Origin of the sequence: Enterobacter sp. HMSC16D10, assembly GCF_001807145.1 — a bacterium.
GTDB lineage: Bacteria > Pseudomonadota > Gammaproteobacteria > Enterobacterales > Enterobacteriaceae > Enterobacter > Enterobacter roggenkampii.
This window is the reverse complement of sequence record NZ_KV787899.1, coordinates 37,910-53,192: the sequence shown is the minus strand read 5'-3', so window position 1 is coordinate 53,192 and position 15,283 is coordinate 37,910. Positions and strand designations below refer to the sequence as shown.

The 15,283-nt window shown below is 47.1% G+C and carries 8 protein-coding genes; 6 read left to right on the top strand and 2 right to left on the bottom strand.

What is annotated here, in order from left to right:
• Positions 1-60: 60 nt before the first annotated feature.
• Together HMPREF3143_RS25145 and HMPREF3143_RS18490 are read right to left on the bottom strand one after the other, a co-directional pair.
• Positions 61-819 carry a caspase family protein gene (locus tag HMPREF3143_RS25145; RefSeq protein ID WP_084832200.1) on the bottom strand — a complete coding sequence of 253 codons (759 nt, stop codon included), beginning with the start codon at positions 817-819 and terminating at the stop codon, positions 61-63.
• A gap of 5 nt (positions 820-824) precedes the next feature.
• The gene (locus HMPREF3143_RS18490) at positions 825-1,310 is read right to left on the bottom strand and encodes a hypothetical protein (protein WP_070534019.1); all 486 of its coding nucleotides are present in this window, start codon (positions 1,308-1,310) and stop codon (positions 825-827) included.
• 310 nt (positions 1,311-1,620) lie between these two features.
• Here HMPREF3143_RS18490 and HMPREF3143_RS18485 point away from each other — a divergent pair, with 310 nt between their 5' ends.
• From HMPREF3143_RS18485 to brxL, 6 genes are all read left to right on the top strand, one after another.
• Positions 1,621-2,223 (top strand): BREX-1 system protein BrxA, encoded by a 603-nt coding sequence (locus HMPREF3143_RS18485; protein WP_102135186.1) that lies wholly within the window; start codon positions 1,621-1,623, stop codon positions 2,221-2,223.
• Positions 2,220-2,822: a BREX-1 system protein BrxB gene (locus HMPREF3143_RS18480; protein WP_044865654.1), complete on the top strand. Its 603-nt coding sequence runs from the start codon at positions 2,220-2,222 to the stop codon at positions 2,820-2,822. The genes HMPREF3143_RS18485 and HMPREF3143_RS18480 overlap by 4 nt, the downstream gene beginning before the upstream one ends.
• A gap of 11 nt (positions 2,823-2,833) precedes the next feature.
• Complete coding sequence (brxC, locus tag HMPREF3143_RS18475; protein ID WP_070534016.1) at positions 2,834-6,475, top strand: BREX system P-loop protein BrxC; 3,642 nt, start codon at positions 2,834-2,836, stop codon at positions 6,473-6,475.
• Between the two features lie 44 nt (positions 6,476-6,519).
• Positions 6,520-10,200, top strand: a complete 3,681-nt coding sequence (pglX, locus tag HMPREF3143_RS18470) for a BREX-1 system adenine-specific DNA-methyltransferase PglX (protein ID WP_070534013.1) — start codon at positions 6,520-6,522, stop codon at positions 10,198-10,200.
• Between the two features lie 190 nt (positions 10,201-10,390).
• Positions 10,391-12,988, top strand: coding sequence for a BREX-1 system phosphatase PglZ type A (gene pglZ / locus HMPREF3143_RS18465; RefSeq protein ID WP_070534010.1), 2,598 nt, complete (start codon positions 10,391-10,393; stop codon positions 12,986-12,988).
• A 10-nt stretch (positions 12,989-12,998) separates the two neighbouring features.
• A complete protein-coding gene (gene brxL / locus HMPREF3143_RS18460) occupies positions 12,999-15,083 on the top strand; it encodes a protease Lon-related BREX system protein BrxL (RefSeq protein ID WP_021240660.1) in 2,085 nt (694 codons plus the stop codon).
• Positions 15,084-15,283: the final 200 nt, after the last annotated feature.

The window sequence follows — 15,283 nt, the reverse complement described above, 5'->3', positions numbered from 1 at the left end:
ACTTCGCCTTGGCCAGTAACGAAGTCCTATGATGTTATCTAATTAGCATTGTATATATATTTATAAGTGCGCATGCAAATAAGGGTTGAGACTAAGTATTAACTGATTTTCTGGTAATAACCGCGGAGCTACCCAAGCAGGATTTTGTGCATTATTCTCTACTCGTGCAGATTTCTGCCGGACCGCATCCCGAATGTCGCCAATACAACTCAAAGCAGTTCTGTAAGACTGCGAACTGTTAGAAAACTTCTCCGCCTGTTTAAGAAGTGACGAAATAAAGAGGCCACCATTCTCAGTATCGAGAGAATACTCATCTTCGGAACAGGAATAAAGCGTCACGGTCTGAGGGGGCGTATTTTCTATTCGACGCTGATACAGCATCCTTGCCTGACTTTCCGTAAGAAATTCAGGACGAGAACTATAGCTCTCCATTGCTGCTTCAAGCATCATGTCGTTGGCGACATGGCCAGATGCTAATACTCTACAACAGTCAAAAACATTTATTTGTCGAGGACTTAATCCTTTGAGGTCATTTTCAAACATAAGTTGCCCACTATCATTAAGATTAAACCGCGTCTGTGTTTCATCGCGATCTCCATGACCAGTGAAGAATACTATAGAAAAATCTACAGTTTTTTTAACATCGTTCAGTTCAGTTATCAAGCTAGCTCTGGAAGGGTTCTCAAGAATACATATTTCATGTTCATACCATGCCCCTCCTTGTAGACTTTTTAGAAAATTACGGATATTTGCAATATCTACTTGTGTACCGGGTAAATCACTAGCAACATTTGCAATAATAATCGCCTTTCGTTTCATAACTCTTACCCTATATATCTGTTAACAATTTCAATGAATTCTCTTTCGTAGGTATCAATATTTTCGTTTTCATCATTCAAAGGTTGTTTCCAAGCTTTTTTGTGAAGACGAATCCATGATTTAATGTCGGTATGTTGCAAAAACTTATCTTCATTATATTTAAAATGTGAACAAAGACTACTGGCGTAATTAAAAACAAGAGTTGTATAAATATTATACTGAAGGTATTTAACCGCTTCCGGTGAGCCATCTTTAGCTTTGACCGGATCCCATGAATCACAAAACTCTTTGTATTCGCAGTGAGGATACGCCATAGATATTTTAAGAATGTCACTGATTTCTTTATTGAGGTAGCTGAGATTTTCATCTTTTTTACGAGCCACAAAAAACCAGTAAGTGATGCCAGTAGATACAATAACACTGGCGACAGGAGAGATGTATTTAAACCAGTCAATTCCTTGACTGGCTGCGGTTACTGCAATATCAGACAAAATTCAACTCCATGAAAAAAAAGAGAAATAGGCACAAATTAATACCACATAAAAAGTATTGTTTAAAGGTAAGAATGACTCCCCGTGCATACGATACGTTGAAATAATGTATAACTGGGACTCGTAGCAAAGGAGGGGAGAAATGAGCATTTATTATTCAAATTACAAAGAAAGTAGCCCTTCCCCCACTTTCTGCTCTTTACTATCTCACAAATTGCCTTTTCTCATGGCATCCGGCCCCTTCCCCCATTACAATCATTGTTTGTTTTTTTGCGAGCTGCATAGCAGTCTTCAGAGGGTAGATATGACGATGAAAAACGACAAGGCATGGATTGGAGACCTGCTAGGCGGGCCGCTGATGAGCAGGGAAAGTCGAATCATCGCTGAGCTCATGCTTACCGCTCCCGATGAACAGACCTGGCAAGAGCAGATCGTGGGTCATAACATTCTCCAGGCTTCCTCTGCCAATACTGCAAAGCGCTATGCCACAACGATAAAACTACGCCTGAATACGCTTGATAAAGCCGCGTGGTCACTTATTGCGGAAGGGAGCGAGCGCGAGCGTCAGCAATTGCTATTTGTCGCTCTGGTACTCCATTCACCGGTTGTTAAAGACTTCCTGGCTGAAGTGGTAAACGATCTGCGCCGACAATTTAAAGAAAAGCTCCCTATAGATAGCTGGGATGAGTTCGTGACCAGCCATCTTCGTCAGCAGCCCGTACTCACTAGTTACTCAGATTCATCCATCAAAAAAATGGGTAACAACCTGATTAAAGCACTGGCTGAGGCGGGTTATCTGGATACGCCACGCCGACGTAATCTCCAGTCAGTCTTTCTTTTACCAGAAACCCAGGCAACCTTGCAGCGCCTCGGGCAACAAGAATTGGTTTCTATTCTGGAGGGGCAACGGTGATCGATCCCGTGCTTGAATACCGCCTGTCACAGGTTCAGAGCCGCATTAGCGAAGAGCGCTTTCTCAAAAACAACGGCTCAGGTAATGAGATTGGGTTCTGGATTTTTGATTATCCTGCTCAGAATGAGCTACAGGTACGTGAACACCTGAAGTATCTTTTCCGTAATCTGGAAAAGGACCACAAGTTCACGCACCTCAACATCTTTCAGATCATTATCGACATGCTCACCGAACGTGGGTTATTTGAGCGCGTCTGTCAGCAGGAAGTGAAAGTCGGTACCGAAGCGCTGAAAAAACAACTCGTTGGCTTATTGAATCAGAAAAAGATCGCGGATTACATAGCAAAAAAAGTCGATCTTCAGAATCAAGAATTTGTCATCCTGACAGGCATGGGTAATGCCTGGCCGCTGGTTCGTGGCCATGAGCTGATGAGCGCCTTGCAGGACGTAATGGGTTTTACCCCTCTGTTGATGTTTTATCCGGGAACCTATAGCGGACACGATCTCTCCCCCCTGGCGGGTATTGATTCCCGAAATTATTATCGCGCCTTCAGGCTGGTACCCGAAAGCGGGCCTGCGGCGACATTGAATCCTCGTTAAAGAGCACAGCAATGAATATTGAACAGATCTTTGAGAAACGTCTGGACCGAAATATTAATGGCGTTGTGAAAGCCGAACAGACGGACGATGCCAGTGCCTGGATTGAGCTTGATGAATACGTCATCACCCGGGAACTGGAAGGACATCTTCGCCATTTCTTCGAATCTTATGTTCCGGCAACCGGTCCGGAGCGCATACGCATGGAAAACAAAATTGGCGTATGGGTTTCAGGGTTCTTTGGCTCAGGTAAATCACACTTTATCAAGATTCTGTCGTATCTATTGTCTAACCGCAAAGTCAGCCATAACGGTACAGAACGTAATGCATACTCCTTCTTTGAAGAAAAAATCAAAGATGCTCTGTTCCTCGCTGATATCAACAAAGCGGTCCATCATCCGACGGAAGTGATTCTGTTCAATATTGATTCTCGTGCTAACGTCGATGACAAAGAAGACGCCATCCTTAAAGTCTTCCTGAAGGTGTTTAACGAACGGGTTGGCTACTGCGCTGATTTTCCGCACATCGCCCATCTGGAGCGTGAGCTGGCTAAACGCGGCCAATACGACGCATTTAAGACCGCATTCTCCACTATCACTGGTTCAAGCTGGGAAAAAGAGCGCGATTCCTACTATTTCATCAGCGATGAAATGGCAGAAGCCCTAAGCCAGGCCACAGGTCAAAGCGTTGATGCCTCGCGTCAATGGGTGGAACAGTTGGATAAGAACTTCCCATTAGATATCAATAATTTTTGCCAGTGGGTTAAAGAGTGGCTGGATGAAAACGGCAAAAACATCCTCTTCATGGTGGATGAAGTCGGCCAGTTCATCGGTAAAAATACGCAGATGATGCTGAAGCTGCAAACTATCACTGAAAATCTCGGTGTAATCTGCGGTGGGCGCGCATGGGTTATTGTCACTTCACAAGCGGATATCGATGCTGCCATCGGTGGGATGAGCAGCCGCGACGGGCAAGACTTCTCTAAAATCGTAGGTCGTTTCTCTACCCGTTTGCAGCTTTCAAGCTCCAACACATCCGAAGTTATCCAAAAACGTTTGCTGGTGAAAACCGATGCCGCAAAACCAGCTCTGGCTAAAGTCTGGCAGGAAAAAGGCGACATTCTGCGTAACCAGCTGGCCTTTGATCCCACCACAACGGCTTCTTTACGCACCTACACCAGTGAAGAAGAATTTATTGATAACTACCCGTTTGTTCCGTGGCACTATCAGATTTTGCAGAAAGTCTTTGAATCTATTCGCACCAAAGGTGCCGCTGGTAAACAGTTAGCCATGGGCGAACGTTCACAGCTGGAAGCCTTCCAGACTGCGGCTAAGCAAATCGCTCCACAAGGGTTAGATTCTCTGGTTCCCTTCTGGCGTTTCTATGCGGCAATTGAAAGTTTCTTGGAACCGGCAGTGAGTCGCACCATTACCCAGGCCTGTCAGAACGGTATCCTGGACGAGTTCGATGGTAACTTACTGAAAACGCTGTTCCTGATCCGCTATGTCGATTTGCTGAAAAGCACACCCGATAACCTGGTCACCCTTTCTATCGATAAAATCGATACTGATAAAGTTGAGCTACGCCGTCGTGTTGAAAAAAGCCTGAATACGCTCGAACGCTTAATGTTGATCGCACGCGTTGAAGATAAATACGTATTCCTGACCAATGAAGAAAAAGAGATCGAGAACGAAATCCGCAACGTTGAAGTCGATTTCTCTGCAATCAATAAAAAACTGGCATCGATCATCTTTGATGACATTTTGAAAAATCGGAAGTATCGCTACCCGGCGAATAAGCAGGACTTTGATATCAGCCGCTTCCTGAACGGGCACCCGTTAGACGGCGCAATGCTTAACGATCTTGTGGTGAAAATTATTACCCCCAAAGATCCGACCTATGATTTCTATGATAACGATGCTGCGTGCCGCCCATACACCTCTGAGGGGGATGGCTGCATTTTAATTCGTTTACCTGCCGATGCCCGTACCTGGACCGACATTGATTTAGTCGTCCAGACTGAAAAATTCCTCAGGGACAACGCCGGTCAGCGCCCGGAACAAGCCAGCCTGCTTTCAGAAAAAGCCCGTGAGAATAGCGTTCGCGAGAAACTGCTCCGCGTCCAGCTGGATACGCTTATTGCAGAAGCGGACATCTGGGCAATTGGCGAGCGCTTACCAAAGAAATCTTCGACGCCATCCAGCATCGTGGATGAAGCCTGCCGCTATGTGATTGAAAACACGTTTGCCAAGCTAAAAATGCTGAAGCCGTTCAACGGCGATATCGCACGTGAAATCCATGCGCTACTTACGGTGGAAAATGATACGGAGCTGGATCTGAGCGAACTGGAGGAATCCAATCCTGACGCGATGCGCGAAGTGGAAACCTGGGTCAGCATGAATATCGAGTTCAATAAGCCGGTCTATTTACGCGATATTCTAAACCACTTTGCCCGCCGCCCTTATGGATGGCCAGAAGAAGAAGTGAAGCTTCTGGTTGCTCGTCTGGCACGCAAAGGCAAATTCAGCTTTAGCCAGCAGAATAACAATATAGAGCGTAAGCAGGTGTGGGAGCTCTTTAATAACAGCCGTCGCCACAGCGAACTGCGTCTGCACAAAATTCGTCGTCACGACGAATTACAAATTCGCAAGGCCGCGCAAACCATGGCGAAGATTGCCCAGCAGCCATTTAGCGAACGTGAAGAGCCGGCACTGGTTGAACATATCCGTCAGGTCTTCGATTACTGGAAGCAAGAGCTGAATGTCTTCAGAGCGAAAGCGGAAGGTGGAAACAATCCAGGCAAAAATGAGATTGAGTCAGGTCTGCGCCTGCTGAATTCCATTCTTAGCGAAAAAGAAGAGTTTGCTCTGATTGAGAAGGTCACCACCCAGGCAAACGAATTGCTGGATTTCAGCGAAGATCGCGAAGATTTGGTCGATTTCTACCGCAAGCAGTTCTCCACCTGGCAAAAGCTGGGAGCTGCGCTGAACGGAAGCTTTAAATCCAACCGCAGCGCACTGGAAAAAGACGCCGTGGCGGTAAAAGCGTTAGGTGAGCTGGAAAACATCTGGCAGATGCCGGAGCCTTACAAGCATCTCAATCGCATCACGCCGCTGATTGAACAGGTTCAGAACGTTAACCATCAGTTAGTTGAACAGCACCGCCAGCACGCCCTGGAACGTATTGACGCCCGCATCGAAGAGAGTCGTCAACGCTTGCAGGAAGCGCATGCCACATCGGAGCTGCAAAACAGCGTTCTGCTGCCGATGCAAAAAGCCAGAAAGCGCGCTGAAGTCAGCCATTCGATTCCGGAAATTCTGGCGGAACAGCAAGAGACGAAAGCGCTGCAAACGGATGCTGAGAAGAAGATTAACCAGTGGATCGACGAGCTGCGTAAAAAGCAGGAAGCCCAGATACGGGCTGCGAATGAGGCAAAAAATGCTGCCGAGCCAGAACAAACCTATGTTGTGGTAGAAAAGCCCGTTATCCAGCCGGTACCGAAAAAAACGCATCTGGTGAATGTCGCCAGCGAGATGCGAAAAGCCACCGGTGGTGAAGTGCTGGAAACCGCCGAGCAGGTGGAAAAAGCGCTTGATACGCTTCGCGCTGCCCTGCTGGCAGCCATTGAGTCAGGTGACCGGATTCGTCTTCAGTAACCCCATTTCAGGGCAGCACTCTGCTGCCCTTTGCAGGATTTTCTATGAATACCAATAACATCAAAAAATACGCTCCACAGGCCCGTAACCAGTTCCGTGATGCGGTGATCCAGAAACTAACCACGCTGGGGATTTCCGCTGATAAAAAAGGCAATCTGCAGATTGCGGATGCCGAGATCGTCGGCGAAACCGTGCGCTATGGTCAGTTCGACTACCCCAAATCCACCCTCGTCCGCCGCGATCGTCTGGTTAAACGCGCACAGGAACAGGGCTTTGACGTGCTGGTTGAACACTGTGCCTATACTTGGTTTAACCGCCTATGCGCCATTCGTTATATGGAAATCCACGGCTACCTTGACCACGGCTTCCATATGCTATCGCACCCGGATAACCCAACCGGCTTTGAAGTGCTGGACCACGTGCCGGAAGTAGCGGAAGCTTTACTGCCAGAGAAAAAGGCGCAGCTGGTCGAAATGAAGCTGTCCGGTGACCAGGACGAAGCCATCTACCGTGAACTGCTGCTGGCCCAGTGCCACGCACTGCACCGTGCGATGCCGTTCCTGTTTGAAGCAGTCGATGATGAAGCTGAACTTCTGCTGCCGGATAACCTGACCCGTACTGACTCTATTCTGCGCGGTCTGGTGGACGGTATTCCGGAAGAAGACTGGCAAGACGTTGAGGTTATCGGCTGGCTATATCAGTTCTATATCTCTGAGAAAAAAGATGCCGTTATTGGCAAGGTGGTACAGAGCGAAGATATTCCTGCCGCCACCCAGCTGTTTACCCCAAACTGGATTGTACAGTATCTGGTGCAGAACTCCGTCGGCCGCCAGTGGTTGCAGACCTACCCAGACTCGCCGCTGAAAGGTAAAATGGAGTACTACATTGAGCCCGCCGAACAGACACCGGAAGTGCAGGCGCAGCTGGCTGCCATTACGCCTGCCAGCATTGAACCGGAAAGCATCAAGGTGCTCGACCCGGCCTGCGGATCCGGGCATATTTTGATTGAAGCCTATAATGTGCTGAAAAATATCTACGAAGAGCGCGGCTACCGTGCTCGCGATATTCCACAGCTGATTCTGGAAAATAATATTTTTGGTCTCGACATCGACAACCGCGCAGCCCAGCTTTCTGGTTTTTCATTATTAATGATGGCCCGTCAGGATGACCGAAGGATATTCACCCGCGACGTGCGCCTGAATATTGTCTCCCTGCAGGAGAGTCTGCATCTGGATATTGCTAAACTGTGGCAGCAGCTAAACTTCCACCAGCAGAACCAGACCGGCAGCATGGGGGATATGTTTGCCGAAAATACCGCCTTAGCCCATACCGAAAACGCAGAATATCAGCTGCTGATGCGCACGCTGAAACGCTTTGTGAATGCCAAAACGCTGGGTTCGTTGATTCAGGTGCCTCAGGAAGAAGAGGCTGATTTAGAGGCGTTTCTTGATGCTCTGTATCGCCTGAAACATGAAGGAGATTACCAGCAGAAGACTGCAGCGAAAGCGTTTATTCCGTATATTCATCAGGCGTGGGTCCTTGCACAGCGATATGATGTTGTGGTGGCTAATCCACCGTATATGGGCAGTAAGGGAATGAATGGTGAATTGAAAGAGTTTGCCAAAAATAATTTCCCAGATAGTAAAGCCGATTTGTTTGCAATGTTTATGCAGCATGCATTTTCTTTACTTAAAGAAAACGGATTGAATGCGCAAGTCAACATGCAATCATGGATGTTTTTATCAAGCTTTGAATATTTCCGTAAATGGCTATTCAATAACGCTACTTTTCTTACGATGGCACACTTTGGAGCTAGAGCCTTTGGTCAAATTTCTGGAGAAGTAGTACAAACAACAGCGTGGATATTATTGAATTCCGTAACAGAATCCTACACTCCATGTTTTTTAAGATTGACACATGGCAAAAATGAGGTAGAAAAAGAAGCGTTACTGAAAGAAAAAAAATATTTATATACGAATTTAAATCAAAATGACTTCATAAAAATCCCAACACACCCAATAGCCTATTGGATAACCCAATCTATGATTGAGAGCTTTGGGAAATATAAAAAAATGCGTGACATATCTGATCCAAAATCAGGGATGTCTAGCACTGATAATGAACGTTTCCTAAGGATTTGGCATGAGGTATCGTACAATAATATTGAGTTATTTTGTAATTCAAGTAATGATAGCTTATTATCAAAAAAACAATGGTATCCATTTATAAAAGGTGGAACAAACAGAAAATGGTATGGAAACCAAGATTACATTATAAATTGGAAGCACAATGGAAAAGACATAAGGAAGTTTATTTCTGAAAACCCTGAAAAGCAAGTGGGTGGAAGGATAGTTAACGAAGATAAATTTTTCAAGCCATCTTTATCATGGTCGCGTATATCTAGTGACAAATTTTCCGTCCGCTATTATCCTTCTGGATTCATATTCTCTGATGCAAGCAACGGAGCATTTCCCCCAGTTCATATTCATGAAAACATTCTCGCTTTTTTAAACTCTAAAACTTGCGGTGAGTACCTTGAATTTTTATCTCCAACAGTTAACTATCAATCAGGTGAAATATCTAGGTTGCCGATTTCGGAGGGGCTGATTATTGATCAAAATATCAAAAACTTAACCCGTGAGATTATTGACATTACAAAGAACGATTGGGATAGCCAAGAAATATCATGGGAATTCACAAAAAACAGCTTATTAAAGTTCAAAGAATGTACAATCAAAAGCACTTTTTCAGCCTTCCTAGAAGATTCCATGAAAATGACTAAAAAGTGTCTTACACATGAATCAGAGCTGAATTATTTAATTTCAGAGTATTACAGAAATGGGCTTAATAATCATACTATTGAATTAGGTGATATAACGCTTTTTTCAAACCCATATAATAAATATGCTTCCAAAAAATTGGAAGATAATAACATGCTATTTCAATCAGATACGATAAAGGAATTTCTCTCTTATTCCATCGGTTGCATGATGGGACGCTATTCCCTCAATCGAAAAGGCCTAGTCTATGCCCACGAAGGCAACAAAGGCTTTACCGAACTAGTCGCTGAAGGTGCCTACAAAACCTTCCCGGCTGACAATGACGGTATTCTGCCGCTGATGGATGACGAGTGGTTTGACGATGACGTCACCTCTCGCGTCAAAGAGTTTGTTCGCACCGTCTGGGGTGAAGAGCACTTACAGGAAAACCTCGAATTTATCGCTGAAAGTCTCTGTTTATACGCGATCAGCCCCAAAAAAGGCGAACCTGCGTTGGATACCATCCGTCGCTATCTTTCCACCCAGTTCTGGAAAGATCATATGAAGATGTATAAAAAACGCCCGATCTACTGGCTGTTCAGCTCTGGTAAAGCAAATGCGTTTGAGTGCCTGGTCTATCTGCATCGCTACAACGATGCGACGCTGGCGAGAATGCGTACCGAATATGTGGTACCGCTGCTGGCGCGTTACCAGGCCAATATCGACCGCCTGAACGAACTGGTTGATGATGCCTCCGGCGGTGAAGCCACGCGACTGAAGCGTGAGCGTGATAGCCTGAGCAAGAAATTCAACGAACTGCGCAGCTTCGACGATCGTTTACGCCACTATGCTGATATGAGAATCAGTATTGATCTCGACGACGGCGTTAAGGTTAACTACGGTAAGTTTGGCGATCTGCTGGCGGATGTGAAAGCCATTACCGGCAGTGCGCCTGAGGTGATGTAAGTCAGATAGCATACCTTCCCACACCACCGGGCTTTAGTCCGGTGGTGATCTCGATACGGGAAACCGGCCTTATTCAGGCATCCGTCACCTCCAGTTCATGATAAAATGCGGCTTTGTGTCAGAACGCGGAACACAGTTTCCAGGCGTTCAGGCATCTTCGAATATACAGAATCAACATGGGATTGTGACCTTGCAAAATCAGGAATTTATTGCCGGCCTTAAAGCAAAATTCGCCGAACACCGCATCGTTTTCTGGCACGATCCCGATAAGCGTTTCCTCGAAGAACTGGGCAACCTCGAACTAGAGAACATCACGCTGCTCGATATGACCGACCAGTCACAGCTGGCAGTGAAAAAGCGCATTGAAATTGATGAGCCTGAACAGCAGTTTTTGCTATGGTTTCCCCACGATGTGCCTCCCAAAGAGTTCGACTGGCTGCTGGATATTCGTCTTTATAGTACGGAGTTCCATGCCGATTTCGCCGCCATCACGCTGAATACGTTAGGCATTCCGCAGCTTGGCCTACGCGAGCATATTCAACGCCGGAAGGCATTTTTCAGCACTAAACGTCTTGCTGCCTTAAAAGGCCTGGTCACTGAGCAGGAAAACGAAGCTTCTCTTAATAAGAAGATGATTGCGGTCATCGCTGGCGTAAAAACCGCAAAAACGGAAGAGATTCTGTTCGGCCTGATTACCCAATATGTTAATCAGCAAAAAGATGACGACAGCGACCTGGAAAACACGCTGGCAATGCTGAAACGCCACGATCTGGAAGGCGTGCTGTGGGACATTCTGAATCAGGAAATGGGTTATCAGGCCGAACATCCGACCCTGGAAAACCTGATCCTCAAGCTGTTCTGTACCGATCTCTCCGCGCAGGCAGATCCGCAGAAACGCGAATGGCTGGAAAAAAACGTACTGACCACGCCGTCAGGCAGAGCCTCCGCGCTGGCCTTTATGGTCACCTGGCGCGCCGACCGTCGCTACAAAGAAGCCTATGATTATTGCGCACAGCTGATGCAGGATGCGCTGCGACCAGAAGACCAGTACCGTCTCAGCTCGCCGTATGATCTGCACGAGTGCGAAACCACGCTGAGCATTGAACAGACCGTTATTCATGCGCTAGTGACGCAACTTCTGGAAGAGAGTACCACGCTTGACCGTGAAGCCTTCAAAAAGCTTCTGTCCGAACGCCAGAGCAAATACTGGTGCCAGACGCGTCAGGAATACTACGCCATCTATGACGCGCTTCGTCAGGCTGAGCGGCTGCTGAATCTGCGTAATCGTCATATTGACGGTTTCCACTATCAGGACAGCGCAGCGTTCTGGAAAGCGTACTGCGAAGAGCTGTTCCGCTTTGACCAGGCCTACCGCTTATTTAACGAATACGCGCTGTTGGTTCACAGCAAAGGCGCAATGATCCTGAAAAGCCTGGATGACTATATCGAAGCGCTGTATTCCAACTGGTACCTGGCAGAATTAAGCCGGAGCTGGAATAAGGTTCTGGAAGCCGAAAACCGTATGCAGGACTGGCGTATTGCGGGCGTTCCACGGCAGCAGAACTTCTATAATGAGGTGGTTAAGCCACAGTTTAACAATCCACAAATCAAGCGCGTATTCGTGATTATTTCCGATGCGCTGCGTTATGAAGTGGCTGAAGAGCTGGGCAACCAGATCAATACCGAAAAACGCTTTACTGCCGAACTGCGATCCCAGTTGGGCGTGTTACCCAGCTATACCCAGCTGGGTATGGCTGCATTATTACCTCATGACGAGATATGCTACCAACCGGGTAATGGCGATATCGTTTATGCGGACGGGCTGTCTACCTCCGGTACGCTTAATCGCGATACAATTCTGAAGAAATATAAAGGGATGGCAGTAAAATCCGACGCTCTTCTGAAATGGAAAAATCAGCAAGGACGGGATCTTATTCGCGATTACGAAGTCGTCTATATCTGGCATAACACCATTGATGCCATTGGCGACAGCGCATCGACGGAGGAGAAGACCTTCGAAGCATGCCGCAACGCGGTGGTTGAACTGAAGGATCTAGTGACCCGTGTAATAAACCGTCTTCATGGTACACGCATTATCGTCACGGCGGACCACGGTTTCCTGTTCCAGCAGCAGTCCCTTTCCGGGCAAGATAAAACCACGCTGCAGATCAAACCAGACAATACGATTAAAAACCACAAGCGCTTTATTATCGGCCACCAGCTTCCTGCCGATGATTTTTGTTGGAAAGGAAAAGTAGCGGATACCGCAGGCGTCAGCGATAACAGCGAGTTCCTGATCCCGAAAGGGATCCAGCGTTTCCATTTCTCGGGCGGCGCGCGATTTGTGCATGGTGGTGCCATGCTGCAGGAAGTCTGCGTTCCCGTATTGCAGGTAAAAGCGCTGCAGAAAACCGCTGCCGAGAAGCAACCTCAGCGTCGTCCGGTAGATATCGTTAATTACCATCCGCTGATCAAACTCGTCAATAACATTGATAAAGTCAGCCTGCTGCAAACCGACCCGGTAGGCGAACTGTTCGAACCGCGAACCCTGAATATCTTTATTGTCGATAACGCCAATAACGTGGTTTCTGGTAAAGAGCGCATCTGTTTTGATAGTGACAACGATGCCATGGAAAAACGCATACGCGACGTGACGCTGAAGCTGATTGGCGCGAATTTCAATCGTCGTAATGAATACTGGCTGATACTGGAAGATGCGCAAACGGAAACGGGTTACCAGAAGTACCCTGTGATTATCGATCTGGCATTTCAGGATGATTTCTTTTAAGTGAGGCGATATGCAAACCCATCATGACTTACCCGTTCCAGCCGTATCCGAAGGGGAACTCGTCGCAGAAGGTTACGATCTGGACGCCTTACTGAATCAGCATTTTCGTGGTCGGGTGGTGCGAAAAGATCTGACCAAGCAGCTCAAGGAAGGGGCTAACGTCCCGGTCTATGTGCTGGAGTATCTGCTCGGTATGTACTGCGCTTCCGACGATGACCAGATCGTCGAGCAAGGGTTGCAGAACGTTAAGCGCATTCTGGCTGATAACTACGTCCGCCCTGATGAAGCGGAAAAGGTGAAATCGCTCATTCGTGAGCGAGGATCCTACAAGATCATCGATAAAGTATCGGTAAAGCTCAATCAGAAGAAAGACGTTTACGAAGCCCAGCTCTCCAACCTCGGCATTAAAGATGCACTGGTTCCGCCGCAAATGGTCAAGGACAACGAGAAGCTATTGACCGGTGGCATCTGGTGCATGATCACCGTGAACTACTTCTTTGAGGAAGGACAGAAAACGTCGCCCTTTTCTCTGATGACGCTTAAACCTATCCAGATGCCCAATATGGACATGGAAGAGGTATTTACCGCACGTACGTACTTCAACCGCGACCAGTGGATTGATGTCCTGCTACGTTCCGTAGGTATGGAACCTGCTAACATTGAGCAACGAACCAAGTGGCACCTGATCACCCGCATGATCCCTTTCGTGGAAAACAACTATAACGTCTGTGAACTGGGTCCACGCGGTACCGGTAAAAGCCACGTCTATAAAGAGTGTTCGCCAAACTCACTGTTAGTTTCCGGCGGGCAAACCACAGTAGCAAACCTGTTTTACAACATGGCCAGCCGCCAGATTGGCCTGGTTGGCATGTGGGATGTAGTTGCGTTTGATGAAGTAGCGGGGATCACTTTCAAAGACAAAGACGGCGTGCAAATCATGAAAGATTACATGGCGTCTGGCTCGTTTTCCCGTGGCAGAGATTCAATTGAAGGCAAAGCATCAATGGTGTTCGTCGGCAACATCAATCAGAGCGTTGAGACGTTAGTCAAAACCAGCCATTTGTTAGCCCCCTTCCCTGCCGCCATGATCGACACGGCGTTTTTCGACCGTTTCCATGCCTATATCCCCGGCTGGGAAATCCCGAAAATGCGCCCGGAATTCTTTACCAATCGCTACGGCCTTATCACAGATTATCTCGCCGAATACATGCGGGAAATGCGTAAGCGCAGTTTCTCCGACGCGATCGATAAGTTCTATAAGCTGGGTAATAACCTCAACCAACGCGACGTTATTGCTGTAAGGCGCACGGTTTCAGGTTTATTGAAACTGCTGCATCCTAATGCCGCCTACAGCAAAGAAGATGTCCGGGTTTGCCTGACTTACGCTATGGAAGCCCGTCGTCGTGTCAAAGAACAGCTTAAAAAGCTGGGCGGACTGGAATTCTTCGATGTGAATTTCAGCTACATCGATAACGAAACGCTGGAAGAATTCTTCGTCAGCGTGCCGGAGCAGGGCGGCAGCGCATTAATTCCTGCTGGCATGCCGAAACCTGGCGTAGTGCATTTGGTTACACAAGCGGAAAGTGGCATGACGGGCCTGTATCGCTTCGAAACCCAGATGACTGCCGGTAATGGCAAGCATAGCGTTTCCGGTCTGGGATCAAGCACCTCGGCTAAGGAAGCTATCCGGGTTGGATTTGATTATTTCAAAGGCAACCTCAGCCGTGTTAGCGCAACAGCGAAATTTTCTGAACATGAGTACCACCTGCACGTAGTCGAATTGCACAATACCGGACCAAGTACCGCGACTAGTCTTGCCGCACTGATTGCGCTGTGTTCTGTTTTACTGGCGAAACCCGTTCAGGAACAAATGGTTGTGCTAGGCAGTATGACACTCGGTGGAGTAATCAACCCTGTTCAGGATCTGGCGGCTAGCTTACAACTCGCCTTCGACAGCGGCGCGAAAAAGGTACTTCTGCCGATGTCTTCCGCGGTAGATATCCCGACGGTGCCAGCCGAGTTGTTTACCAAATTCCAGGTCAGTTTTTACTCCGAACCTGTAGATGCGGTTTATAAGGCATTGGGAGTAAATTAATACATACCGAGGAATGGATCACATTTCTCGGTATGTTAATGCCCATATTATTTTTATTTAGTATAACATCATCCTAAATACATTTATTTTATGAAAAACTTCCCGGTAAAATAATAATGAAACTTATTGCCAACGGATTAAATGGAGAGTTTTTAGATCATGTTTACCCCCTCCAGGTAAAGAAATTGATGGTGTTGTTG

What these genes read in the sequence shown, in the direction of transcription:
- HMPREF3143_RS25145 (WP_084832200.1), bottom strand. Translation starts at nt 819, where the DNA reads ATGAAACGAAAGGCGATTATTATTGCAAATGTTGCTAGTGATTTACCC.
- HMPREF3143_RS18485 (WP_102135186.1), top strand. Translation starts at nt 1,621, where the DNA reads ATGAAAAACGACAAGGCATGGATTGGAGACCTGCTAGGCGGGCCGCTG.
- brxC (WP_070534016.1), top strand. Translation starts at nt 2,834, where the DNA reads ATGAATATTGAACAGATCTTTGAGAAACGTCTGGACCGAAATATTAAT.
- pglX (WP_070534013.1), top strand. Translation starts at nt 6,520, where the DNA reads ATGAATACCAATAACATCAAAAAATACGCTCCACAGGCCCGTAACCAG.
- brxL (WP_021240660.1), top strand. Translation starts at nt 12,999, where the DNA reads ATGCAAACCCATCATGACTTACCCGTTCCAGCCGTATCCGAAGGGGAA.